This is a genomic window from Mesorhizobium sp. WSM4849 (assembly GCF_055811385.1).
Map to the genome: position 1 here is coordinate 60,611 of NZ_JBVVPW010000002.1, position 25,348 is coordinate 85,958.

General features: G+C 63.0%; 25 protein-coding genes. 20 read left to right on the plus strand and 5 right to left on the minus strand.

Annotated elements, in window-relative coordinates; all coding sequences use genetic code 11:
• Positions 1–13 precede the first annotated feature (13 nt).
• Positions 14–721 (plus strand): helix-turn-helix domain-containing protein, encoded by a 708-nt coding sequence (locus AC0L3L_RS02155; protein ID WP_095495023.1) that lies wholly within the window; start codon positions 14–16, stop codon positions 719–721.
• Between the two features lie 173 nt (positions 722–894).
• Here AC0L3L_RS02155 and AC0L3L_RS02160 read toward each other — a convergent pair whose 3' ends face one another.
• Genes AC0L3L_RS02160 through AC0L3L_RS02175 form a run of 4 tightly spaced genes read right to left on the minus strand, consistent with a single transcriptional unit; the run spans position 895 to position 4,652 of the window.
• Positions 895–1,935, minus strand: coding sequence for a heme-dependent oxidative N-demethylase family protein (locus tag AC0L3L_RS02160; protein WP_473636372.1), 1,041 nt, complete (start codon positions 1,933–1,935; stop codon positions 895–897).
• Between the two features lie 10 nt (positions 1,936–1,945).
• The gene (locus AC0L3L_RS02165; RefSeq protein WP_473636373.1) at positions 1,946–2,911 is read right to left on the minus strand and encodes a PDR/VanB family oxidoreductase; all 966 of its coding nucleotides are present in this window, start codon (positions 2,909–2,911) and stop codon (positions 1,946–1,948) included.
• On the minus strand, positions 2,908–3,504 hold the full coding sequence (locus tag AC0L3L_RS02170; RefSeq protein WP_473636374.1) for a dimethylamine monooxygenase subunit DmmA family protein: 597 nt from the start codon (positions 3,502–3,504) through the stop codon (positions 2,908–2,910). Before AC0L3L_RS02170 ends, AC0L3L_RS02165 begins: the two co-directional genes overlap by 4 nt.
• 14 nt (positions 3,505–3,518) lie before the next feature.
• Positions 3,519–4,652, minus strand: a complete 1,134-nt coding sequence (locus AC0L3L_RS02175) for an aminomethyl transferase family protein (RefSeq protein WP_473636375.1) — start codon at positions 4,650–4,652, stop codon at positions 3,519–3,521.
• A gap of 248 nt (positions 4,653–4,900) precedes the next feature.
• On the opposite strand from AC0L3L_RS02175, the gene AC0L3L_RS02180 reads away from it, so the two are divergent.
• From AC0L3L_RS02180 to AC0L3L_RS02270, 19 genes are all read left to right on the plus strand, one after another.
• Positions 4,901–5,188 (plus strand): hypothetical protein, encoded by a 288-nt coding sequence (locus AC0L3L_RS02180; RefSeq protein ID WP_473636376.1) that lies wholly within the window; start codon positions 4,901–4,903, stop codon positions 5,186–5,188.
• 11 nt (positions 5,189–5,199) lie between these two features.
• Positions 5,200–5,577 (plus strand): hypothetical protein, encoded by a 378-nt coding sequence (locus AC0L3L_RS02185; RefSeq protein WP_473636377.1) that lies wholly within the window; start codon positions 5,200–5,202, stop codon positions 5,575–5,577.
• 43 nt (positions 5,578–5,620) lie between these two features.
• Positions 5,621–5,782, plus strand: a complete 162-nt coding sequence (locus AC0L3L_RS02190; RefSeq protein WP_473636378.1) for a hypothetical protein — start codon at positions 5,621–5,623, stop codon at positions 5,780–5,782.
• 14 nt (positions 5,783–5,796) lie between these two features.
• Positions 5,797–7,191 (plus strand): APC family permease, encoded by a 1,395-nt coding sequence (locus AC0L3L_RS02195; protein WP_473636379.1) that lies wholly within the window; start codon positions 5,797–5,799, stop codon positions 7,189–7,191.
• A 54-nt stretch (positions 7,192–7,245) separates the two neighbouring features.
• A complete protein-coding gene (locus AC0L3L_RS02200) occupies positions 7,246–7,926 on the plus strand; it encodes a hypothetical protein (RefSeq protein ID WP_473636380.1) in 681 nt (226 codons plus the stop codon).
• The gene (locus tag AC0L3L_RS02205; protein ID WP_473636381.1) at positions 7,923–8,252 is read left to right on the plus strand and encodes a hypothetical protein; all 330 of its coding nucleotides are present in this window, start codon (positions 7,923–7,925) and stop codon (positions 8,250–8,252) included. The genes AC0L3L_RS02200 and AC0L3L_RS02205 overlap by 4 nt, the downstream gene beginning before the upstream one ends.
• Positions 8,253–8,336: 84 nt before the next feature.
• On the plus strand, positions 8,337–9,233 hold the full coding sequence (locus tag AC0L3L_RS02210; RefSeq protein ID WP_473636382.1) for a class II glutamine amidotransferase: 897 nt from the start codon (positions 8,337–8,339) through the stop codon (positions 9,231–9,233).
• 4 nt (positions 9,234–9,237) lie between these two features.
• The gene (locus AC0L3L_RS02215; RefSeq protein ID WP_473636383.1) at positions 9,238–9,969 is read left to right on the plus strand and encodes a GltB/FmdC/FwdC-like GXGXG domain-containing protein; all 732 of its coding nucleotides are present in this window, start codon (positions 9,238–9,240) and stop codon (positions 9,967–9,969) included.
• A 6-nt stretch (positions 9,970–9,975) separates the two neighbouring features.
• Positions 9,976–11,304 carry an FMN-binding glutamate synthase family protein gene (locus tag AC0L3L_RS02220; protein WP_123146944.1) on the plus strand — a complete coding sequence of 443 codons (1,329 nt, stop codon included), beginning with the start codon at positions 9,976–9,978 and terminating at the stop codon, positions 11,302–11,304.
• A 37-nt stretch (positions 11,305–11,341) separates the two neighbouring features.
• Positions 11,342–12,649 carry a type III glutamate--ammonia ligase gene (gene glnT / locus AC0L3L_RS02225; RefSeq protein ID WP_473636384.1) on the plus strand — a complete coding sequence of 436 codons (1,308 nt, stop codon included), beginning with the start codon at positions 11,342–11,344 and terminating at the stop codon, positions 12,647–12,649.
• A gap of 92 nt (positions 12,650–12,741) precedes the next feature.
• On the plus strand, positions 12,742–13,995 hold the full coding sequence (locus AC0L3L_RS02230) for a sarcosine oxidase subunit beta family protein (protein ID WP_473636385.1): 1,254 nt from the start codon (positions 12,742–12,744) through the stop codon (positions 13,993–13,995).
• Between the two features lie 14 nt (positions 13,996–14,009).
• Positions 14,010–14,285, plus strand: a complete 276-nt coding sequence (locus AC0L3L_RS02235) for a sarcosine oxidase subunit delta (RefSeq protein WP_473636386.1) — start codon at positions 14,010–14,012, stop codon at positions 14,283–14,285.
• A 244-nt stretch (positions 14,286–14,529) separates the two neighbouring features.
• Positions 14,530–17,508 carry a sarcosine oxidase subunit alpha gene (locus tag AC0L3L_RS02240; RefSeq protein WP_473636559.1) on the plus strand — a complete coding sequence of 993 codons (2,979 nt, stop codon included), beginning with the start codon at positions 14,530–14,532 and terminating at the stop codon, positions 17,506–17,508.
• Positions 17,501–18,130: a sarcosine oxidase subunit gamma gene (locus AC0L3L_RS02245; RefSeq protein ID WP_473636387.1), complete on the plus strand. Its 630-nt coding sequence runs from the start codon at positions 17,501–17,503 to the stop codon at positions 18,128–18,130. The genes AC0L3L_RS02240 and AC0L3L_RS02245 overlap by 8 nt, the downstream gene beginning before the upstream one ends.
• A 369-nt stretch (positions 18,131–18,499) precedes the next feature.
• Entirely contained in the window at positions 18,500–20,869 is a 2,370-nt protein-coding gene (locus AC0L3L_RS02250) for a DUF1989 domain-containing protein (protein WP_473636388.1), read from the plus strand.
• Positions 20,870–20,912: 43 nt separating this feature from the next.
• Positions 20,913–21,104 (plus strand): hypothetical protein, encoded by a 192-nt coding sequence (locus AC0L3L_RS02255; protein WP_473636389.1) that lies wholly within the window; start codon positions 20,913–20,915, stop codon positions 21,102–21,104.
• Between the two features lie 138 nt (positions 21,105–21,242).
• Complete coding sequence (locus AC0L3L_RS02260; RefSeq protein ID WP_473636390.1) at positions 21,243–22,952, plus strand: APC family permease; 1,710 nt, start codon at positions 21,243–21,245, stop codon at positions 22,950–22,952.
• A 191-nt stretch (positions 22,953–23,143) separates the two neighbouring features.
• Positions 23,144–23,350: a GDCCVxC domain-containing (seleno)protein gene (locus tag AC0L3L_RS02265; protein WP_473486021.1), complete on the plus strand. Its 207-nt coding sequence runs from the start codon at positions 23,144–23,146 to the stop codon at positions 23,348–23,350.
• Between the two features lie 83 nt (positions 23,351–23,433).
• Positions 23,434–23,928, plus strand: a complete 495-nt coding sequence (locus AC0L3L_RS02270; RefSeq protein WP_473636391.1) for a putative quinol monooxygenase — start codon at positions 23,434–23,436, stop codon at positions 23,926–23,928.
• Here AC0L3L_RS02270 and AC0L3L_RS02275 read toward each other — a convergent pair.
• Positions 23,853–25,346, minus strand: a complete 1,494-nt coding sequence (locus AC0L3L_RS02275; RefSeq protein ID WP_473636392.1) for an aldehyde dehydrogenase family protein — start codon at positions 25,344–25,346, stop codon at positions 23,853–23,855. The two genes, AC0L3L_RS02270 and AC0L3L_RS02275, sit on opposite strands and share 76 nt — an antisense overlap.
• Positions 25,347–25,348: the final 2 nt, after the last annotated feature.

The window sequence follows — 25,348 nt, forward strand, 5'->3', positions numbered from 1 at the left end:
ACGGGGTGGCGACATGGCGAAAAAAGCTTCCAATTTCAGGAATGGGGCAGCCGCCAAGGCCAAGCCATCGCCGAAGGGCGTGGCAACGATCCGGACGCCACTGACCCAGGACCCGCACGCTGTTCGCGACACTCGCGAAAAAGTCCTGGAGGTGGCGATCGGCCGCGAGGTGCGGGCGTTTCGCAAAAAACTCGGCATCACCGTCGCCGATCTTGCGGCTGCCACCGACATTTCGCTTGGCATGCTGTCGAAGATCGAAAACGGCATCACCTCGCCGTCGCTGACCACTTTGCAGGCGCTGTCGCGGGCGCTCGGCGTTCCGGTCACCGCCTTCTTCCGCCGCTTCGAGGAAGAGCGCAGCGCCGTCTTCGTCAAGGCTGGCGAAGGCCTCGACGTCGAGCGCCGCGGCACGCGTGCCGGCCACCAGTACAATCTGCTCGGCCATATCGGCTCCAACACCAGCGGCGTCGTCGTCGAGCCCTATCTGATCACGCTGACCGAGGATTCCGATGTGTTCCCGACCTTCCAGCACGAAGGCATGGAGTTCCTCTACATGCTTGAAGGCGAGGTTACCTACCGCCACGGCAACAACCTCTATCCGATGAAGCCCGGCGACAGCCTGTTCTTCGACGCCGATGCGCCGCACGGACCGGAGGTGCTGACGGTTCTGCCGATGCGCTATCTCTCGATCATCTGCTATCCGCAGAGTAGTGCGGGATGAGCGGGACGCAAGCAGACCCCCTCACCCGGATTACCAACCGAATTGCGAAGGGCAATTCGGGGCAATCCGACCTCTCCCGAGGGGGAGAGGAGACCGGCAGCGCCGGCGCCTACCTCTCTTCTCCCCAGCGGGAGAAGGTGGCCGCGAAGCGGCCGGATGAGGGGGACCTTGCTTTAGTCCGGCCCGAAGCCTGCTGACGTCGGGCTGCCGTCGTCGAGCTTCGACAGCCACTCGACCAGCGTCGGCCGATAGCGCGTCAAGCCCTTGTAATTGGCGAGTTCTTCGGGAAGGTCACGGATGACGCGGTGCAGGCGCCGCGCCCATTTCGGCTGCGTCACCAGTTCGTCCATCTTGATCAGATAGCAGCGGATCGGGAAGACGATGCCGTTCGAGCGCGGCAGCCGCCAGAAGCTCTGCAATTCGACGCGAAGATGGACCTTGTCACCGACGTTTTCGGGCGTCACCGTCGCCCGGTCCGGACCCCATTTGTGATAGTTTTCCGGGCTGGTGTCGAGGCGCGGATTGATGGTCATCGTCCAGTTCAGCCGCCGCGCCGGCTTGCCTTGCTGGATGTTGGTGAGGAATTTCAGCGCCCGGACGAATATGCCCCTCTCATGCGCCAGCGGCACCGGCGCGTGCCACTCGAAGAAATTCATGCCGATGTCGAAATCGAGCGACCAGTCGGCCTGGGTGGTGACCATGCCGGCATCCATCCACAGGTTGCCGTCGCGCTGGTCAAGGATGCAGAAATCGCCTTGTGATTGCCGCGTGATGTATTCCATCGGCCCATAGGGCAGCGTCGACACGTCGCCGAAGGTGAACGTGTCGTCGATGCCGAGCGGCCGGTTTATCCAGCGCCATCTGTCGCCGTCGCGCGTCAGCGTGAAATGCTCGGGATAGCCCAGCGCCTGCTGTTCCATCAGAAGTTCGAGCAGGTCCCAGCCGGCCAGCGTCATGTGCGGCAGCGACTGGCAGCGCAGCGGGTCCTCCGCCAGCACCAAAGCGCGGTCCTGCATTTCGGCGACATAGTGCTCGTCAACGTCGATCAGGTTTTCGAGCACGCTGCCCTTCGGCCCCAGAACATGCGGCTCGATGTTGACCGCATACATGTAGCTGTCTTCGTGGAACGGGAACGGAAACCGCCTGATGTGCTCCGGGCTGTTCCTGAAGGTAAAATCGTTACGGAACGTTTCGTTACGAAAGGTGATGCCCAAGCTCCGCCTCCTATCTTTCCAGCACCAGCGACCTGCCCTCGAAGCGCGATACGCAAGGCATGATCTTCTTGCAGGATCGGTGCTCTTCCTCGCTCAGCCAGTGGTCGTTGTGGATGAATTTGCCGTCATGCGCGATGACATTTGTTTCGCACTGGCCGCAGACGCCGCCGCGGCAGAGATAGGGCGGATCGACGCCGGCGGCCTCGATCGCCTCGAGCAGGCTCTGCTGCTCGCCAACGCGGATCGTCTTGCCGCTGACCGCCAGCGTCACGTCGAACGGCGCGCCGGGCTGCGGTGCGGCGAAATGCTCGAAATGCACAGTTTCCGCCGGCCAGCCCAGCGCAGCGGCACGATCGCACACCCAGCCGATCATGCCGGACGGGCCGCAGACATAGAGATGCGTGCCGAGCGGCTGCGACGACAGCAGCCGGTCGAGCTCGATGCGCTCGTCGCGATCGTCGTGATAGAGCCTGACCCGGCGGTCGTAGCGCTCTCTCAGCACATCGGCATAGGTGCCGAGCGATGCGGTGCGGCAGGTGTAGTGCAGCTCGAAATTGCCGCCTTGCGCCGCCAGCTGCGCGGTCTGCGCCATGAACGGCGTGATGCCGATGCCTCCCGCCAGCATCAGGTGTTTTCTGGCGCGCAAATCGAGCGAGAACAGATTGACCGGATAGCTGATCACCATCTCCATGCCCGGCCTGACGTTGCTGTGCATGAACAGCGAACCACCGCGGCCGACATCGTCGCGGCGCACCGAGATCGTGTATTCGCGCGTATCGAGCGGCGAGCCCATCAGCGAATAAGGATTGAGCCTGGTCCGCTCGCCGTCGCGCATTTCGACGACGACATGAGCGCCGCCGGAAAATGTCGGCAAAAGCTGCCCGTCGCGCCTGCGGAAATGGAAGCGCGTGACCAATTCGTTGACCGGAACGACGTCGCTCACCACGACGTCGAGCTTTGTGGTGCCGGTGCTCATCGAAAGATCTCCTCCGTCGGAGGAATTTCGCTGCGGTCTTCCGCATTGATGCAGACGCCCTGGAACGCCGCGAGGCGCCTGGAATAGTGATCGCGTACCAGGAGAAGCAGGCCGCAATGCGAACAGGTCGCCGGCTGCGTCGTCACGTTCTCGGTGATGCCCTTGCAATGGACGCACTGGATGCGGCGCGCCAGCGAGCCGCGATGCTCGGTCTGGATCGAGGTGTGGTCGATGCCGGCTTCGAGCGCCACCTGCATGGCCTGGCCGATCAGGCCCTCGGTACCGGCGAGATAGAGGCGCAGGCCCATATGCGCGTTGGCCAAGGTCTGCTTCAGCCGCGGCAGGGCGCTGGCGAAGGTAGGCCCCCGGTAGAACTGCGCCGGCTTCAGCGCCTCGAGCGCCGTGACATGCTTGCCGTCATTGCCGGGGATGAAGATGATGTGGGCATCGGCAAAGAAGCCGGCCGGCGCCTTGGCGGCCAGGTCCGATATCGCCAGCGCACCTTCTGCATCGGCCACGAAAAGATGGTGCTTGCCAGGCTGCGGCGACAGGGTTCCGTAGACCGGCCGGCTGATGATGCTTTTCGCTGCCATCCTCCCAGTATGCCTCAGCCTTTCGCCGTGCGCTTGGTCTTCTTCGGATCATCGAACGGAAGCGGCTCAGCCGTCGCGCTGATGGCGCCGCTCTGGTTGCGGATCTCGAGCCTGGTGCCCTGGACGGCACAGTCGACATCGAGCCGGGCAATGCCCATCGATTTCTGGACCAGCGGCGAATACATGGCGCAGGTCACCACGCCGACCTTTTTGCCGTCGCGATAGACCGGCGCGCCCTCGTCGGCCGGCTCCTTGCCTTCGAGCAGCACGCCGAAGATCTTGAACCGCTCCTTGCCCTTGAGGCGGTAGTGCTCCTCGGCACCGCGAAAGCCTGTCTTGCCGGGGCTGACGGTGAAGTCGAGGCCGAGTTCCCACAGCGTGTCGCCGGGGCCCTCGTTCTCGAACGGATATTTCTGCGAATTGTCGTAGGGATAGAACAATAGGTAGCTCTCGACACGCAGCATATCGAGCGTGGTGAACCGGCACGGGATGATGCCGGCGCTCTTGCCCTCATCGAGGATGGTGTCCCAGATCGTGCCGGCATCCTGGCCACGGCAGAAGATCTCGTAGCCGCGTTCGCCGGTGTAGCCGGTGCGCGAGATCATCACCGGAAAACCGAACAGCCGCGTCTGCATGTGATGGAAATAGGCGAGGTCGCGAATGCCCGGCACATGCTTTGCCAGATAGTCGACGGCTATCGGCCCCTGCAGCGAGAGGTCGTGCAGATTGTCATCGAAGCGCAGCGAGACATCGCGGCCCATGGCGGCCCGCTGCAACTCCTCATGGCCGGTGCCCGAACCGTGCACGACCATCCAGGCATTCGGGCCGGTGCGGTAAAGGATGCAGTCGTCGGTGAATTTTCCCGCCTCGTTCAGCATGCAGGCATAGGCAGATTTGCCGGGATAGATCTTCTCCACGTCGCGCGTCGTCGCCAGGTCGATCAGATGCGAGGCATGCGGCCCGGTGATGTGGACCTTCTTCAGGCCCGACACGTCCATCAGCCCGGCCTTGGTGCGGATGGCGATGTATTCCTCGTCCGCGTCCTTGTCGTAGGTCCAGGCGGTGCCCATCCCGCTCCAGTCTTCGAGCTTCGAACCAAGCGCACGATGGCGATCCGCCAAGGTCGAAAATCTCCAGGATGCCGTCATCCGCTCGTCCTCCGTTGTGAAATTCGCTGTTCCCCGCTCCTGTGCGCGGAGGCCGGAGCATTGACCGAATATTGACCGCAAACGCAGGAGCCCTGCAATACCCGCAAGCAAATTATTTCATTGTCAGGCAAAATCCGGCGCGGAACAACGGTTAATCGAGTGTAAAATCGGCTTGACAATTCCAGAATTCGGACAGAACTTATGAAAAAAATTTCACTCTCTTGAAAGAGAGCGATGGAGGGGAAACGATGTCCAACCTGCAACAGCGCATTGAAGCGTTATACCGTTCCGACGTGCGCGGATCGGTGCTCCTGATCGTTTGCCTGTGGGCGACGATCCTCTTCGTCCTTGTGATGACCTGGCCATACATCCCCGACATGGGGATCAAGGTCGTCGTCGCCGTCGCTGCCGCCGCCGTGCTGATCTTCAACACGGCCGCCATCCTGGCGATGGTCAACCACTACAAGGAAGACAAGGACTTCATTTACGGGCTCGACATCAAGCACGCCGACGCCTTCCGCAACCGCAAGTCCTGAGGGGAGAGAGCATGTCGCGCTATACACCGCCGGAGCAAAGCAAGGCCGGCCAGGTTTTCGATATTGCCGTCGTCGTGGTCGCCATTTTCGTCGCCCTATGGCTGCCGCTCAAGTTGGGACTGGCGGGTGCGGCAAAATCGATCGACAAGATCGACGCGGCGACATGGGAAGCGCTTGGCCAGAACCCCACAATGGCGTCGATCTGGGAGAAGCTCGGCTACACGCCAGCGACCGCGCATGACATCATCCAGAACCGGTTTCACTACGTCATCGACTGGCCGACGCTGATCATCATGGCCGCGGTTCTGATCGGCTATTTCGTCTTCCTGTTTCGCGCATCGGACCGCGAATATCGCGACGTTATCAACGAAAAGTTCGGCGACAAATAAAAATTCGAAGACGAAGACAGGCAAATATCGGGGAAGCGTCATCATGTGGATCGCACTCTCTTATGCATCGTGGGGCATCTCGATCGTGCTCGCGCTGTGGATGCTCTACGACTGGTTCAAGATCGACACGACTTTTTCCGAGGAGGTTCTGACTTCGTCGCGTGAAGGCGAGCTTGAAGCCGTGGCCGAAAAACACCGGATCTGAGTGGAGATTGAACAATGACGATCGCACTTGAACCAGCAGTGCAAGGTGACAGGGTTTCGCTGCTCAGGGTGCTCGGCCCGGCCCATGTCTGGGCGCTCGGCGTCGGCATCGTTCTGGTCGGCGAATTCACCGGCTGGAATTTCGCGGCGGACAAGGGCGGCGCACTGGCGGCGCTGATCGTCTGCTGGGTTGTCGGGCTGCTCTACACGTCCGTCGCCATGATCGATTCCGAGGTCACCTCGACCGTCGCTGCCGCCGGCGGCCAATATGCACAGGCAAAGCACATTGTCGGGCCGCTGATGGCGTTCAACGTCGCGCTGTTCCTGGTCTTTGCCTACACCATGCTGGAAGTGTCGGATTCCATCCTGCTCGGTGACACGATCATCGCCAAGGCGGGCGTCGAGGGGCTCAACCGCAACGCCTTCATCGCCGCCACCATCGTCGTGCTGGCATGGCTGAACTACCGCGGCGTGCTGATGACGCTCAATGTGAACTTCGTCATCACGGCGCTCGCCTATGTCTCGATCGTCATCCTGTTCTTTTCCGTCAGCCCATGGACGCAAGGCGCCGTGCTAAAGCTGAACGAGCTGGTGACCCCCGGCAATGCCCTGCCCTATGGCTGGATCGGCGTCATTGCCGCGTTTCAGTTCGGCATCTGGTATTATCTCGGCATCGAGGGCACCACGCAGGCAGCCGAGGAAGTGCGCTCCCCGGCCCGCTCTTTGCCTTACGGCACGATGGCCGGCATGATCACGCTTTTGATCGCCGCAGCCATGACCTGGTATGTCTGCGCCTCGATGATGCCGTGGGAATATCTCGGCACCACCTATTATCCGCTTTGGGACGCGGCCAAGCTGACCGGCAGCCCGCTGCTTGAAAACCTTTTGTTCATCGCGACGCTGCTTGCGGCGCTGGCATCCGCCAATGGCTGTATCAACGACGCGGCGCGCGCCTGGTTTTCGCTCGGCCGCGACCGCTATTTGCCGAGCTGGTTCGCGGCCGTGCATCCGAAATACCGCACGCCCTATCGCTCGATCCTGTTCCTGCTGCCGATCGCGCTCGCCTTCGCCTTCATCGCCGACCTCAACCAGGCGATCACCTTCTCCATTCTGTCGGGTGTGCTGCAGTACACCTTCATGAGCATCAACATCATCATGTTCCGCAAGAAATGGCCCCTCGGCTCGATCCGTCGCGGCTACACGCATCCGTTCCATCCGCTTCCGGCCATCGTGCTGTTCTGTCTGTGCGTGGTCACCTTCTTTGCAATCTTCCTCGGTTTCGGCTCGCAGCTGATCGCGATGGTGGCGTTCTACTTCCTGATCTCGCTGTGGTTCCATTTCTATCGCTATAAATTCGTGCGCCGCGGTGCCCAATTCACCATGCCGTGGCCGAAGCCGCAGGGGTATTAGAGCGCCGCGCCTCCACGGTTTACGGGCGGGCGTCGGCGTGACGAGGTAGTTCAAGTGATCTCAGCATTGCTCGCCGGCGCGGTCGCCCTGGCACTTGTGCTTCACCTTGCCTGGCTTGCGCGCGCCAGCCGCGACAGGGCCTTGGCCGCGCTTGCCGCCGATGAAGCCAGCGTCCGTGCCATCATCCCGGACGCGGCCAACGTCTCCGACGGCACGGCCGGCGTCGTCACCTGGGCCGGCTCGTGGAACGGCCGGCGGGCCCAGGTGCGGACCATCATCGACACGCTGGCGACAAGAAAGCTTCCGACGCGATGGCTCAGTATTTCGATTACCGAAAGAGTCGCGGTGCCAGGCACATTCGATATGATGATGCGGCCGGGTTCGCCGACCACCTTCTCCAACTTCGATCATCTCGACCATACGCTTCCCAAGCCGGCAGGATTTCCAGCCGAGGCGGTGCTTCGAACGGATCGCAAAGGCGTGCGCTTCCCGCTGGACACCATCACGGATCACCTTGATATGTTTGCCGACGGACGCGCCAAGGAACTGTTGATCACGCCAAACGGTGTGCGCATCGTCTGGCTGCTGGCAGAGGCCGAACGGGCCCGCTATGGCGTGTTCCGGCAGGCTGAATTCGGCAGTGTCAGGTTTGATCCAGCGCTGATCGAAAAGCTGCTCAAGTCCGCATCCGCGCTTCGCGATGCCATCAATCTTGCCGAACGGCGGGTCGCATGATCAGCCAGACCACGTCGCCCGCACCACCAAACCCGTATTTCGTGCTCGGCGCCGCGATTGTTTTGCCGGGAAGCGGGCATGTCGTTTTGGGCGTGCCGGTGCGCGGCCTGCGGTTTCTTTTCTTCATGGTGATCCTGGCATGGGTCACGGCCAAGATCGCACCAGCCGATGCCAGCTTCATCGGCCGCCACGCCGGCGGCGTCCTGATCTATGCTCTGTCGGTCCTGGACGCCTATAAGATCGCCCGCATCCGCCATGCCAAATGGGTTCACAACACCCTCCAGGGCAGCGATAGTGCGAGCGGCGATCCACAGGTCGATCTGTAACCACAGGAAAATTTTTTTCATCCCAATTGAATTTCCAAGACTCATTCGATACATCTCCAAGGGAACAAACCTCGGGAGCCTGACATGTGCGGAATCGTCGGACTGTTTTTGAAGGACAAGTCGCTCGAGCCTCAGCTCGGCTCGATGCTGTCGCAGATGCTGATCTCGCTCAGCGATCGTGGTCCGGACAGCGCCGGCATCGCCATCTACGGCGCGCCAACAGGCAACGAGGCCAAGATCACCATCCAGTCGGCAAAGCCGGAGCGCGACTTCCGCGGTCTCGACGCTGAACTCGCCAAGGCGATCGGAGCCCCGGTCGGCATTGCGGTGAAGTCGACGCATGCGGTCGTCAGAACCACGCCCGCCAAGATCGATGAAGCGCGCGAGGCCATCCAGACGCTGCGCCCAGACGTCCGCATCATGGGTGCCGGCGACGTCGTCGAAATCTACAAGGAAGTTGGCTTGCCTGAAGCGGTCGTCGATCGCTTCGACGTGCGCAGCATGACCGGCACGCACGGCATCGGCCATACCCGCATGGCGACGGAATCGGCGGTGACGACGATGGGCGCGCATCCGTTCTCGACGGGCGCCGACCAGTGCCTGGTGCACAATGGCTCGCTCTCCAATCACAACAATGTCCGCCGCGAACTGATCCGCGAAGGCATGACATTCGAAACCGAGAACGACACGGAAGTTGCGGCCGCCTATCTCTCCTCGCAGATGGCGCATGGCAAGAATCTCGGCGAGGCGCTGGAAGGCACGCTGAGCGACCTCGACGGGTTCTTCACCTTCGTCGTCGGCACCAAGAACGGCTTCGGCGTGGTGCGCGATCCGATCGCCTGCAAGCCTGCCGTCATGGCCGAGACCGACCAGTATGTCGCCTTCGGCTCGGAATATCGCGCGCTCACCAAACTGCCCGGCATAGATAATGCGAGGGTCTGGGAACCCGAGCCCGCAACCGTCTATTTCTGGGAGCATTGAGTTCATGCCGGCAATCAACGTCTCCAAGGCACTCGACCAGAGCCATGCGTCACGGGTCTTCGACCTGGCCGAGATGCCGCTGCGCGAGCTCAACCAGGCGCTTCATAATTTGACCCTCGGTTCGAACGAGACCGCCTGGGAAGTGCTCAATCCGAAAGGCAGCCATTCGGTCGCTGTCGGCGTCGACCAGCCGGTCACCATCGATGTCCGCGGCAGTGTCGGCTATTATTGCGGCGGCATGAACGACGGCAGCGCCATCACCGTGCATGGCTCGGCCGGACCCGGCGTCGGCGAAAACATGATGTCGGGTTCGATAACGGTCAAAGGCGACGCCAGCCAGTATGCCGGCGCCACCGGCAGGGGCGGGCTGCTGGTCATTGAGGGTAACGCGTCGTCGCGCTGCGGCATTTCGATGAAGGGCATCGACATCGTCGTCCACGGCAATATCGGCCACATGTCGGCCTTCATGGCGCAGTCCGGCAATCTGGTGGTGCTGGGCGACGCCGGCGATGCGCTCGGCGATTCCATCTACGAGGCGCGTCTGTTCGTGCGCGGCAAGGTCGAAAGCCTTGGCGCCGACTGCATCGCCAAGGAGATGCGGCCAGAGCATCTGGAATTGCTGCAAGGCCTGCTCGACCGCGCCGGGGTGACCGGCGTCAAAGCGGCGGAGTTCAAGCGTTACGGCTCGGCACGCACGCTCTACAATTTCAACATCGACAACGCCGACGCGTATTGAGGCTCAATGACTTATCGCAACCCGCCGACGACGCCGCGCAAATCCGCGACCTTCGACGACTACACACTCTCCGAGATCCGCCGCGCCGCGGCGACCGGCATCTATGACATTCGCGGCGCCGGCGCCAAGCGCAAGCTGCCGCATTTCGACGACCTGCTGGTGCTCGGCGCCTCGATCTCGCGCTATCCGCTCGAAGGCTATCGCGAGCGCTGCGACACCAGTGTCGTGCTGGGCTCGCGCCATGCGAAAAAGCCGATCGAGCTGAAAATCCCGATCACCATCGCCGGCATGAGTTTTGGCTCGCTGTCCGGCCCTGCGAAAGAAGCTTTGGGCCGCGGCGCGACGCTGTCGGGCACCTCGACGACCACCGGCGACGGCGGCATGACCGAGGAAGAACGCGGCCATTCCAAGACGCTGGTCTACCAGTACTTGCCGTCACGCTACGGCATGAACCCGCGCGATTTGCGCCGGGCGGATGCGATCGAGATCGTCGTCGGCCAGGGCGCCAAGCCCGGCGGCGGCGGCATGCTGCTTGGCCAGAAGATCTCCGACCGTGTCGCCGAAATGCGCACGCTGCCGAAGGGCATCGACCAGCGCTCGGCCTCGCGCCACCCCGACTGGACCGGGCCCGACGATCTCGAGATCAAGATCCTGGAACTGCGCGAAATCACCGACTGGGAAAAGCCGATCTACGTCAAGGTCGGCGGCGCGCGGCCCTATTACGATACAGCACTTGCGGTGAAATCAGGCGCGGATGTCGTCGTGATCGACGGGATGCAGGGCGGCACCGCCGCAACCCAGGAAGTGTTCATCGAGAATGTCGGCCAGCCGACGCTTGCCTGCATCCGGCCGGCGGTGCAGGCGCTGCAGGATCTCGGCATGCATCGCAAGGTGCAGCTGATCATCTCGGGCGGCATCCGCAACGGCGCCGATGTGGCCAAGGCGCTGGCGCTCGGCGTCGACGCGGTGTCGATCGGCACCGCCGCACTTGTCGCGCTCGGCGACAACGATCCGCGCTGGGAGGCGGAATACAACGAGCTCGGCACCACCGCCGGCGCCTATGACGATTGGCACGAGGGCCGCGATCCGGCCGGCATCACCACGCAGGACCCCGAACTAATGAAACGGGTCGATCCGATAGCGGCCGGCCGACGGCTGGCGAATTATCTCAAGGTGATGACGCTGGAGGCGCAGACGATTGCCCGCGCCTGCGGCAAGAACAGCCTGCATAATCTCGAGCCCGAGGATCTCGTCGCGCTGACGATCGAAGCCGCCGCCATGGCCGGCGTGCCGCTGGCCGGGACCAACTGGATACCGGGGAAGAACGGCTTCTGATATCAAACTACCAAATACCAATAAGCGAGGAACTATAATGGGGAACGATCTCGCCGCCTTCGCCAAAGGGAACGGCGTCAAATATTTCATGATTTCCTACACCGACCTGTTCGGTGGGCAGCGCGCCAAGCTGGTACCGGCGCAAGCCATCGCCGATATGCAGAAGGACGGTGCCGGCTTTGCCGGCTTTGCCACCTGGCTCGACCTGACGCCGGCGCATCCAGACATGCTGGCGGTGCCGGATCCAGATTCGGTCATCCAGCTGCCGTGGAAGCCGGAAGTCGCCTGGATTGCTGCCAATTGCATGATGGACGAAAAATCGGTCGAGCAGGCGCCGCGCAACACGCTGAGGCGGCTGATTGCCGAGGCGGCGGGCGACGGCATGCATGTCAAGACCGGCGTCGAGGCCGAGTTCTTCCTAATCTCGCCGGACGGCAAGACGATTTCCGACGAATACGACACGGCGTCAAAGCCCTGCTACGACCAGCAGGCGGTGATGCGGCGCTACGATGTCATCGCCGAGATCTGCGACCACATGCTGGCGCTCGGCTGGGGCGCTTACCAGAACGACCATGAGGACGCCAACGGCCAGTTCGAGATGAACTGGGCCTTCGACGATGCGCTGGCGACCGCCGACAAGCATTCCTTCTTCAAGTTCATGGTCAAATCTGTTGCAGAAAAGCACGGCCTGCGCGCCACCTTCATGCCAAAACCATTCCCCGGCCTGACCGGCAATGGCTGCCACGCCCACATCTCGGTGTGGGACAAGGACGGCAAGACCAACGTCTTTGCCGACAACGCCATGGAGCTCGGCCTGTCGGCGAAGGGCAAGAATTTTCTTGGCGGCATCATGAAGCATGCCTCCGCACTTGCCGCGATCACCAACCCGACGGTCAATTCCTACAAGCGCATCAATGCGCCGCGAACCATCTCGGGCGCCACCTGGGCGCCGAACTCGGTGACTTGGACCGGCAACAACCGCACCCACATGGTGCGCGTGCCCGGCCCCGGCCGTTTCGAGTTGCGCCTGCCCGACGGCGCGGCAAACCCTTATCTGCTGCAGGCCGTCATCATCGCCGCCGGCCTCGATGGCATCCGCTCGAAAGCCGATCCCGGCAGGCGCTACGACATCGATATGTACCAGTTTGGCCATACGGTGGAGGGCGCGCCGAAGCTGCCGCTCAACTTGCTCGATGCATTGCGCGAGTTCGACAACGACAAATCACTCAAGGCGGCGCTGGGTGAGGAATTTTCGTCGGCCTACCTAAAGCTGAAGCACCAGGAATGGAATTCCTATGCTTCCCACTTCACCCAGTGGGAGCGTGACCATACGCTCGATATCTAAAGCATCGGACCGAAAAGTGTGAAGCGGTTTTCGGATGATTCCGATGCGTCAAGAAAGGTCCTGCTTGGCGCGAGCGACCTCGGAATAGATTTATGAAATACTCGATCTTCTCCCTCGCCCGCGCCGCATTTTCCGGCCACAAGAATTGGCAGCGCACCTGGCGCGACGCCAGCCCGAAGGACCGCTACGACGTGGTGATCATCGGCGGCGGCGGTCACGGCCTGGCGACGGCATGGTTCCTGGCCAGCGAGTACGGTATCAGGAATGTCGCCGTGCTCGAAAAGGGCTGGATCGGCTCCGGCAATGCCGGCCGCAACACAACCATCATCCGCTCCAATTACGGGCTGCCCGGCAATACCGGCTTCTACGAGCTGTCGATGAAGCTGTGGGAGCGCATGGAGCAGGATCTCAACTACAACACTATGGTCAGCCAGCGCGGCGTCATCAATCTCTACCATTCCGATGCGCAGCGCGACGCCTATGCGCGGCGCGGCAATACGATGCGCATCAACGGCATCGATGCCGAACTGCTCGACCTGGCGGCGGTCAAGAAGGTGATGCCGTTCCTGAACTTCGACAATGCACGCTTTCCCGTGCAAGGCGGCCTGCTGCAGCGGCGCGGCGGCACGGCGCGCCACGACGCGGTGGTCTGGGGCTATGCCCATGCGGCGAGCGCGCTCGGCGTCGACATCATCCAGAATTGCGAGGTGACAGGTTTTGCGCGCGACGCCAACGGCAAAGTGACCGGCGTCGAGACGTCGCGCGGCACAATCGGCGCCGGCAAGGTCGGCATGGCCGTTGCCGGCAGTTCGTCGCGCGTCGCGGCGATGGCGGGAATGCGCCTGCCGATCGAGAGCCACGTGCTGCAGGCCTTCGTCTCCGAGGCGATCAAGCCACTGATCCCCAACGTCATGACCTTCGGCGCCGGCCATTTCTACGTAAGCCAGTCCGACAAGGGCGGGCTGGTCTTCGGCGGAGACATAGACGGCTACAATTCCTATGCCCAGCGCGGCAACATGCCTGTGATGGAAGACGTCTGCGAGGGCGGCATGGCGCTGATGCCGATGATCGGTCGCGTGCGCCTCTTGCGCCAATGGGGCGGCATCATGGACATGTCGATGGACGGCTCGCCGATCATCGACAAGACGCCGGTGGACGGGCTCTATCTCAATGCCGGCTGGTGCTATGGCGGCTTCAAGGCAACGCCCGGCTCCGGCCTTGTCTTTGCCCATCTTCTGGCCCGCGACGAACCGCACAGGGAGGCCACCAGATTCCGCCTCGACCGGTTCCGGCGCGGTGCTGTGATCGATGAAAAGGGCGTCGGCGCCCAACCGAACCTGCACTGAGGACGGTCCAAAGCATGCGTATTGTCTGTCCCTTCTGCGGCGAACGCGAACTCGGCGAGTTCACCTATCTCGGCGACGCCAAGCCGGCGCGTCCGGCAGCCGGCGCCTCGGAAGACGCGGTGTTCGACTATGTCTACCTGCGCGACAACATTGCCGGTGCGATGAGCGAACATTGGTACCATGCTGGCGGCTGCCGGGCCTGGCTGAAGATCACCCGCAACACGCTGACGCATGAGATTTCCTCGGTCGAGCCGGCGGCAGGCGTTGGTGCGAGGCGGTCCGCGAAATGAATTCTCCTGTCCAACTCAGCGCTGCCCCTCACCTGCCTGCCGGCATCCTCTCCCCGTATAGGGACGGGGAGAGGGACGCTGTCGTCGGCGATTTCGCCAATCGCCAGCGTTGCAGACGGAATGCCAAGGTCGCGGCCAGCCCCCTTCTCCCCGTCACTATACGGGGAGAAGTGCCCGGCAGGGCGATGAGGGGCGGCGCGGCGCTCCTGCATGATCTCGAAGCGACGGAAGGCCGGCAATCGTGATTTCCAGCCAGCCCTATCGTCTCGCATCAGGCGGTCTCATCGACCGCTCGGCGCCGCTGAACTTTCGCTTTGACGGCAAAACCTTTGCCGGCTTCCAGGGCGACACGCTTGCCTCGGCGCTGATCGCCAATGGCGTCAAGCTGGTCGGCCGCTCGTTCAAATACCATCGGCCGCGCGGCATCCTGACATCAGGCTCGGAAGAACCCAACGCGCTGGTCGAGCTGCGCACGGGGGCGCGGCGTGAGCCCAACACCAAGGCGACCACGGCCGAACTTTATGACGGTCTGGAAGCGGCCAGCCAGAACCGCTGGCCGTCGCTGCGCCACGATGTGATGGCGGTGAACCAGATGTTTTCGCCGATCTTCGTCGCCGGCTTCTACTACAAGACCTTCATGTGGCCGGCAAAATTCTGGGAGGCGATCTACGAGCCGGCGATCCGCCGCGCCGCCGGTCTCGGCCGGGCGGCGGGCGTTGCTGACCCAGATCATTACGACAAGGCTTGGGCGCATTGCGACGTACTGATCGCCGGCTCCGGCCCGGCCGGGCTGGCCGCAGCGCTCGCCGCCGGCCGATCTGGCGCCCGCGTCATCCTGTGCGAGGAAGATTTTGCGCTTGGCGGCCGCCTGCTTGCCGACGGCGGCACGATCGACGGTATGCCGGCGGCCGAATGGATCTCCCGCACGCTGGCCGAGCTCGCCTCGCTGCCCGGCGTCCGTCTCATGACCCGCACGACGCTGTTCGGCGTCTATGACGGCGGCAGCTATGGCGCGATCGAACGGGTCAACGATCACCTGCCCTCCCCGCCGGAGCATCAGGTGCGCCAGCGACTGTGGCGGATCATAGCAAAGCGCTCAGTTGTTGCCGCCGGTGCCATAGAACGGCCGATCGTCTTTGCCGGCAACGACACGCCCGGCGTGATGATGGCTTCGGCGATGCGGACTTATGTCGCGCGCTATGCGGCAACGCCCGCAAAGCGGATCGCGCTGTTCACCAACAATGAGGATGGCTGGCGCACGGTCGAGACGGCGCTTGGCGCCGGATTGCAGATCGCGGCGGTCGTCGATGCGCGTCCGGACGTGTCCGCCACGCATCGCGCGCTCGCCGCCAAAGCCGGCTTTGCCGTTTTGAACGGCTCCGTCGTCGGTGTCGAAGGCGGCAAGGACGGTGTCAGGAAAATCTCGATATCGCTGGCCGGCGGCGCACGCGCCGAAGTCGAAGCCGACGGTCTTGCCGTTTCCGGCGGCTGGAACCCGGCAGTCGGGCTGACCTCATACCATCGCGGCCGGCCGAAATGGCAGGGCGATATATCCGCCTTCGTGCCGGACGGCGCCCCTGCGGGCATGGCGGCCGCCGGTGCCGCCAACGGCGCTTTTGGCCTCGGCGCCTGCCTGCGACAGGGATTCGCCGCCGGTGCGGCGGCAGCGCAGAGTGCCGGAAACAGCGGCAATGCCGGCGCTCCGCCAGTCGCCGACGACGAGGCTTTTTCGCTGACCCCGCTCTGGCATGTTGCCGGCAAAGGGAAAGCCTTTGTCGACTACCAGCACGACGTCACCGCTGCGGACATCGAACTGGCGCAGCGCGAAGGCTTTGAATCCGTCGAGCATCTGAAACGCTACACGACGCTCGGCATGGCCACCGACCAAGGCAAGACCTCGAACGTCGCCGGCCTCGCCATCATGGCGGCGGTATCAGGCAAATCCATCCCCGAGACCGGCACGACGATCTATCGCCCGCCCTATGTGCCGGTCGCAATCGGCGCCTTCGCCGGCCATCATCGCGAGGAGAATTTCCATGCGACGCGGCTGACGCCGTCGCATCACTGGGCGGCCGAGCAGGGCGCGGTGTTCATCGACACCGGCCTGTGGAAGCGCGCGCAATGGTATCCGCGCGCCGGCGAGAAGGGCTGGCTGGAATCGGTCACCCGCGAGGTCAAGGCGGTGCGCGGCGGCGTCGGCTTTTGCGACGTCTCGACGCTCGGCAAAATCGACGTGCACGGACCGGATGCCGGCGCGTTCCTCGACCGCGTCTACATCAACACCTTCTCCAATCTCGCTGTGGGGAAAGCGCGCTACGGGCTGATGCTGCGCGAGGACGGCATCGTCTATGACGACGGCACCACGTCGCGACTGGCCAAGGACCACTATTTCCTGACCACCACCACCGCCAAGGCCGGTCCGGTGATGCAGCACCTCGAATTCTGCCGGCAGGTGCTGTTTCCAGAACTCGACGTGCAACTCACGTCAGTCTCCGACCAGTGGGCGCAATTCTCGATCGCCGGGCCAAAGACCCGGGACCTACTCCGCGAAATTGTCGATCCAGCCGAGGATTTGTCGAACGAGGCGTTTCCATTTATGGGCGCGCGGGAAGTCGCGCTTCGCGGCGACATCGGGGCGAGGCTGTTCCGCATTTCGTTCTCCGGCGAGTTGGCGTTCGAGATTTCCGTTCCGGCCCGCTACGGCGACGCGCTGGTGCGCAATCTGATGCTAGCCGGCAAACAATTCGGCGTGACGACCTACGGCACCGAAGCGCTTGGCGTCATGCGCATCGAAAAGGGCCATGTCGCCGGGCCGGAACTGAACGGCACGACGACCGCCGCCGACCTCGGGCTCGGCAAGATGATGTCGACCAAGAAGGATTTTATCGGCCGCGTCATGGCCGGGCGCGAGGCGCTGGCGGCAGCGGATCGGCAGGTCGTGGTCGGCATCAAGCCGACGGACAGAGCGCGCCGCCTGCGCTCCGGCGCACATGTCATTCCGAAGGGCGAGATACCGGGTTCCGCCAACGATCAGGGCTATGTCACGTCGGTCTGCTTCTCGCCGACGCTCGACCAGTGGATCGGGCTGGCGCTTGTCGAGCGCGGCCGCGAGCGCATCGGCGAGATCGTCCATGCGCATGATCCGCTGCGCGGCGAAGACTATGACGTCGAGCTGTGCAATCCCGTCTTCTACGATCCGGATGGAGGGCGCCAGCGTGGCTGAAATTTCGTGGATTTCTCGCAGTCCGCTGGAGCATGTCCTTGTCGTGGGCGCCTATGGCGCGCGCGACGTCGAACCGGGCATTTCGCTCACCGAGATTCGCAATTTCGACCTGATCCAGATCATGGCGCGGCGCGGCAAAGGGGCGGAACTGGCAAACGCCGCCAAGGCCCGTTTCGGCATGGCGGCTCCGGAGGTGCCGAAGGCCGTCAGCGCTTCGGACGTGATGCTCATCTGGTCGGGGCCGGATCAGTTCCTCGTCCTGTCGAAGGGCGGCAAGCATGCGATCGACATTTTGAGCCAGGCGTTTTCGCAACCCGCCTCGCTGTCGGACCAGTCGCATGCGCGCGCCCTGATCAGCGTCTCGGGAACGAAGGCGCGCGCCATGCTGGCCAAGCTGTCGTCGCTCGACCTGCACCCGGCGTCATTCCCGATCGGCGCCGCTGCCGCGACATCGATCGATCATACCAGTGTCAATCTCTGGCGTGGAAATGACCGGCCGGATGGGCAGGCGGTGTTCAATCTTCTGGTGTTTGCAACCTTCGCCGAAAGCCTGTGGCGCACGATGCTCGACGCCGCCGCAGAGTATGGCGTCGACGTCGGGCACTCGGAGGAATTGGGGTAGTCTCGACTTTTGCCGGAAGAGGGCCAATTTGATATCTCGGCGCTGCCCCTCATTGCCCTGCCGGGCATTTCTCCCCGTTAACGGGGAGAAAGAAGCTGGCCGCAACGCTGGCGCCTTTTTGTGCAACGCTGGTGATTGGCGAAATCGTCGAGGAGAGCGCCCCTCGCCCCGTTTACGGGGAGAGGATGCCGGCAGGCAGGTGAGGGGCGGCGCCGACGCTTGGAAGATAAGCTCGATCGGCGAACTCAAACCCAAGCGATTGCGCCCAGCCCATCCCCTTTGCCTTGCCAAAACTGCAAGCACTGCTATTCTTCCCGCTAAAATAATTTCACGTACAGGCAAACTTGTTTCTCAAGACATAGGGTTGAGATGAGCCAGTCGCCCTACCCCGCCGTCGCCGCCGGACCGCCCCGGCCGAGCCTCATCCTGCGGCCCGGCCAAATGGCGCTGCCGGCTGGCATGGAGCGCTATTTCGTTCACGGCAATGGCGCGGTGCTCATCGATGTCGAGGCCGACGATACCATCAGCGTACGCAACGTAGAGGGCGGCCAGGCTTGCGAACTGCTGGCTTGGGACAAGAGCGGCGCTACCGACCCCAGCATTTTAGGCGAGAAATCGAACAGCAACGCCGCCGGCATCAAGGCGCTGCTGGCCGATGGCGACGACAGCCTCGCTTCCTTGCGCCGAGGGCTCGAGCGACGCCAGGTGCAGCTTGATCAGGCAAAGGCGGTTCGCGTCTTCGGCGGCGCCACCCCGGCCGGCACCGAACAGGGTTTTACGGTCGCCCGTAATGGGTCGATGCTGATCGCCGCCCCGGGTGGGCCGATGTTGGTCGACGGCCACGACACGGCGACACCGCTCAACGTCATCGTCCGCCGCGCCACGATCCGTCCGGTGGCGAAGTCGCAATTGGGCGATCCCCTAGCCGATCCGGTGCTCGACCTGCGCGTCCATTCGGCGACCGCGGAAGCCTACTTCGTCAAGGCAGGCGACTATCTGCAGATCATCGATGTCGACGGGCGCCAATGCACCGACTTCCAGTGCTTTTCGGCGCGCAAGCTTGACAAGGGCAGCGATCATCCGCTCGACGTGACGACGACCCGCACGCTGATGGGCTCGAGCTATCCGATGCCAGGCCTGCACTCGAAATATTACGACCAGGACATGGAGCCGCTGGTCGAAGTGGTGCAGGACACATGCGGCCGGCACGATGCATTCGCGCTCGCTTGCGCCGCCAAATATTACGACGACATCGGCTATCCCGGTCACCCCAACTGCTCGGAGAATTTCAACCGCGCGCTCGCCGACAAGGGCGTCACCCCGCGCGCGGGCTGGATGGCGATCAACTTCTTCTTCAACACGGCGATCGACGCGCATGGCGTCATGGTGTCCGACGAGCCGTGGTCGCGGCCGGGCGACTATGTGCTGCTGCGCGCCTTGACCGACATCGTTTGCGTTTCGTCGGCCTGCCCGGACGACACGACGCCGGCCAATGGCTGGAACCTGACCGACATCCATGTGCGGACCTATTCCGGCCAGCACAAATTCTCGCGAGCGATCGCCAGACGCATGACGCCCGATTCGGAACCGAAAATGACCCGCGAGACATCATTTCATTCGAGCTTTGCCAAACACACCCGCAACTTCGTCGAGTACAGGGGCTATTGGCTGGCCAATTCCTTCGCCAGGCAAGGCCCGATCGACGAATACTGGGCCTGCCGACAGGCCGCCGTCATCATGGACCTGTCGCCGCTGCGCAAATTCGAGGTCACCGGCCCGGATTCCGAAGCGCTGCTGCAATACACGCTGACCCGTGACATCAAGAAGCTCGGCGTCGGCCAAGTCGTCTATTCCGCTATATGCTACGAGCATGGCGGCATGATCGACGACGGCACGCTGCTTCGGCTCGGCAAGGATAATTTCCGCTGGGTCGGCGGCGACGATCTATCCGGCGAATGGCTGCGCGACACCGCGCAAAAACTCGGCCTCACCGTGCTGGTCCGCTCGTCGACCGACCAGATGCACAATGTCGCCGTGCAGGGACCGAAGAGCCGCGACATCCTCAAGGAGATCATCTGGACCTCGCCGCTGCAGCCGTCGATCGACGAGCTTGAATGGTTCCGTTTCGCGGTCGCCCGCATCGGCGGCGGCAACGGCATTCCGGTCGTGGTTTCGCGCACCGGTTACACCGGCGAGCTCGGCTACGAGATCTGGTGCCATCCGCGCGACGCCGAGAAGGTGTTCGACGCCATCTGGGAGGCCGGCCAGCCGCACGGCCTGAAGCCGATGGGGCTGCAGGCGCTCGACATGGTGCGCATCGAGGCCGGGCTGATCTTTGCCGGATACGAGTTCTCCGACCAGACAGATCCGTTCGAGGCCGGCATCGGCTTTACCGTGCCGCTGAAGACCAAGAGCGACGATTTCATCGGCCGCGAGGCGCTGATCCGGCGCAAGGAAAACCCACAGAAGAAGCTGGTCGGCCTCGATATCGACGCCAATGTCGTGGTCGGCCATGGCGATTGCATCCATGTCGGCCGCGCCGAGATCGGCGAGGTCACTTCGAGCATGCGCTCGCCGGTGCTGAACAAGACCATCGCGCTGGCCAGGCTCGACGTCACCCATGCCGCCATCGGCACCGAGGTCGAGATCGGCAAGCTCGACGGCCACAGCAAGCGGCTGCCGGCGCGGGTCGTCGCGTTCGCCCACTACGATCCGCAAAAGACCAGACCGCGGTCCTGACGACGGTTGGTTCTTACCTTCTCCCCTTGTGGGAGAAGGTGGATTGGCGCGCAGCGCCAAGACGGTTGAGGCGCCTTCATTGCTGGAACACCCCGACCGAGCTTCGCTCGGCCACCTTCTCCCACAACGAGGGGAAAAGGAAAGGCCGCACCGTTGGCAGCGCGCCGCGAAAGCTAGCATGTTCCACATCTGCGATGTGCACAGCTTCACAAAAAAGCTTGACGTGAAAGCGTGACGCGCCGATGTTCACTGTCAAGAAAAAAATACTACTGAGCGGAAAACGCCTAAGGTCGTTCAACGCGTGCGTCGGTGACGCCTCGCGCGGTTGCGACTGTCGCCGATGGGGAACATCAGAAATGGGGAATTCACGTAAATGAGCACGATAGTCTCTGCCTTAGTGCCGGCTGCCGAAGGGAAGCTGCACCGGAACATCGATTGGCGCGGCGCCTTCTGGGTGGCAAGCGGCGTTCCCGCCCTTGTCCTGTTTTCGATCGGCGGCATTGCCGGCACGACCGGCAAGCTTGCCTTCCTGATCTGGACCGTGTCCATGATCATGGGCTTCCTGCAATCCTTCACCTATGCGGAGATCGCCGGCCTGTTTCCGAACAAGTCCGGCGGCGCTTCGATCTATGGCGCCACCGCCTGGCTGCGTTATTCCAAGTTCATCGCGCCGCTTTCGGTGTGGTGCAACTGGTTCGCCTGGTCGCCGGTGCTGTCGCTCGGCTGCTCGATCGCCGCCGCCTACATCCTCAACGCGCTGGCGCCGGTGCCGCTGTTTACCGACACCTCGCCGGAAGTCGCCGCCTATATTGCCGCAAATACGGGGACCAGTGCCGCCGACGCCATCGCGGCGGTGACCGCGGCCGCCACGCCGGCGATCCGCAACTGGACGCTCTACGGCCACACGCTGGGCCCGGTCTCCTTCACCTTCAACGCCACTTTCTTCATCGGTGCGGTGCTGATGCTGATCATCTTCTCCATCCAGCATCGCGGCATCCTTGGCACCGCCAACGTGCAGAAATATATCGGCCTGTTCGTCATCATTCCGATGCTGATCGTCGGCGTCGTACCGATCGTCACCGGCCAGATCGACTGGGCGAACTTCTCGCCGCTGGTGCCGCTGGCGGCCGCCTATGCGCCCGAGCCCGGGGCGTGGAACATCGCCGGCTGGACGCTTGTTCTCGGCGGCATGTTCATCGCCGCCTGGTCGACCTACGGTTTCGAGACCGCCGTCTGCTACACGTCGGAGTTCAAGACTCCGGGCACCGACACGTTCAAGGCGATCTTCTATTCCGGCCTGCTGTGCATGCTGCTGTTCATCCTGGTGCCGTTCACCTTCCAGGGCGTGCTCGGCTTGAACGGCATGCTGGCAACCCCGATCGTCGACGGCTCCGGTGTTGCCGATGCCTTGGCCGGCATGGTCGGCGGCGGCCAGTTGATCCATAGCCTGCTGGTGATGCTGATGATCCTGGCGCTGGTGCTGTGCATCATGACGGCGATGGCGGGGTCCTCGCGCACACTTTATCAGGGCTCCGTCGATGGCTGGCTGCCGCGCTATCTCAGCCATGTCAACGAGCATGGCGCGCCGACGCGGGCGATGTGGACCGACCTGATCTTCAACCTGGCCGTGCTGGCCATCGCCTCGGCCGACGCGACAAGCTTCTTCTTCATTCTCGCCGTGTCGAACTGCGGCTACATCATCTTCAATTTCCTCAACCTCAATGCCGGCTGGATCCACCGCATCGACAACGGCCATATCGCGCGGCCGTGGAAGGCACCGAGCTGGCTGCTCGGTCTCGGCGCCATCTTTGCCTATGTTAACATGATCTTCATGGGCGCCGGCGCCAAGGTCTGGAACCCGATGGCACTGTGGGCAGGACTGATCACAGCTGCCCTCATCATCCCGGTGTTCTGCTTCCGGCATTACATCCAGGACAAGGGCAAATTCCCCGACCACATGCTGGCGGATCTCGGCATGAAATCGTCCGATCTCGCCATCAGAAAGGCGGGCATCCTGCCCTACCTGACGTTGATCGCCGGCGTCGCTGTGATGCTGCTCGCCAACTGGCTGTTCGTCATCTGATATTGGCCTGAAAGGATCGAGTGCGGACCGCCGCGCTCGATCCGATTTGCTTCCAGAGGCTCGTCGCAAGCTCGCTCACTGGAAGCTCGCGATCGCGAGGTCGGGTAGTGTCTCAGTTTGAAATTTGACGCCGCGCTTGTCGCGATCCGGGCCGAACTCCTATATGCTTAGCGGAAAGCATTGGAGCGGCAATGAAGCTTGAGAGCACCATCACTTGCCCGGACTGTGGGCACCAGTCTGTGGAAACGATGCCGACCGACGCCTGCGTTCACTTCTACGAATGCAAAAACTGCAGGGTACTCCTGAAGCCCTTAGCCGGCGATTGCTGCGTTTTCTGCTCATATGCCGATCTGCCATGCCCGCCGCTTCAGGAGAGTAGCCATGCCAACCGGATCTAAAGGCCAGAAGCGCCCCGCCGACGTGATCGGCAACGCCGTCCGCGTCATGCGCATTGCGACCGGTACAAGAAGCGGAATAGCGAATGATTGTCAGGATAGCAGAACTGGAGATCGATCCCGACCAGATCGAGGCTTACGGCGCACTCCTATCAGAAGAGATTGAAGCCTCGGTGCGGCTAGAACCTGGGGTCATCTTCCTGTACGCGCTGTCGGTCAAGGGAAGCCGCGATAAGGTGCTGGTGATTGAAGGCTACGCTGATCAAGCGGCCTATGAGGCGCACCTCACCACGCCACATTTTCTCAATTACAAGACTCAAACTGCCGACATGGTGAGATCGCTTCGGCTAATCGAGACGGACCGATCTCGCTCAAAGCGAAAAATCAGATTTCAAACTGAGACACTACCCGAGCAACGACCCGCCGCCGAGGCGGGTTTTTTGTTTCAGGCTTTGCCGGCATCTTGGCGGTCAGCGCCGCGGTGGAGGATTGGCAGGCGGATCGCTCAATCGATCTTGATGAACACGCCCTTGGTGTTGAGATACTCGTCGAGGTGCTCGGCGCCGCCCTCGCGGCCGTAGCCGCTCATCTTGTAGCCACCGAAGGGCACGGCCGGATCGATGGCGTGATAGGTGTTCACCCAGACCGAGCCGGCGCGGATTTTTCGCGACAGCTGGTGCGCCGTGGCGACATTGCGGGTGAACACCCCGGCAGCAAGACCGTAGGGCGTGTTGTTGGCCCGCTCGACTGCCTCATCGAGCGTTTCGAACGGCAGCGCCGAAATGACCGGCCCGAAGATTTCCTCGCGCGCGATTTTCATGTCGTCCGAAACGCCGGCAAAGACGGTCGGCGCGACGAAATTGCCAGCGGCCAGCGCACCCTCCGTCAGACGTTTACCGCCGGTGACGAGGGTCGCGCCCTCCGCCGTGCCGGCTTCCAGATACGAGGCGACCCGTTGCAGCTGCTTTTCGGAGACGAGCGGGCCGATCTCGGTTGCCGGATCGATGCCGTCGCCGATCCTGAGACCCTTGGCATAGGCCGCCAGCCGCTCGACGAACTCGTCATGGATGGAGCGTTCGACGAACAGGCGCGAGCCGGCGATGCAGATCTGGCCGGAATTGGCGAACACCGACATCGCCGCCACCGGCACCGCTTTGTCGAGATCGGCGTCGGCGCAGACGATGACCGGCGACTTGCCGCCGAGCTCCAGCGAGACGCGCTTGAGGTTGCTGGCCGAGGCGCGGACGATCGACTGGCCGGTCGCCGTCGAGCCGGTGAAGACAATCTTGTCGACGCCCATATGCTCGGCAAGTGCGGCACCTGCGTCGGCACCGGTGCCGGTCACGATGTTGACGACACCTGGCGGGACGCCGGCCTCGTTCATGAGGTCGGCGATCAGAAGCGGCGTCAGCGGCGCCTCTTCCGAAGGTTTCAGCACCACCGTGCAGCCGGTCGCCAGCGCCGGCCCGATCTTCCAGATCGAAGCGGCCGTCGGTGCGTTCCACGGGATGATGGCGCCGACGACGCCGACCGGCTCCTTGCGCGTGAAGGAAACGATTTCGCCCGGCAGCGAGTTCTCGATCGTCTCGCCATGCAGGGACGTCGCCATGCCGGCGTAGTAGCGCAGCATACCGATGACGCGGTTGCGGTTGGCGCGGGTGCGCACGATCGGCATGCCCATGTCGGTCGTGTCCGAGCGGCTGATCTCCTCCCAATGCTTTTCGAAGAGGTCGGCGATCCTGAGCAGCAGCACCTGCCGCTCATAGGGCTTGAACCGGCTCCACGGCCCGTCGAAGGCCTTGCGCGCCGCCGCCACTGCCAGCTCGACATCCTGGCGGTCGCCGCGCGGCACCGTGGCAATGACCGCGCCGGTGGCTGGATTGCGGGTTTCCATGGTGCGGCCCGAGCGGGCGTCGACCCAGGCGCCATCGACGAACATTTGGCGGTGGCGTCCGTTGATCGGCCGGCGCAGCGCCACCGGTGCCTGAGTTATGGTCATGA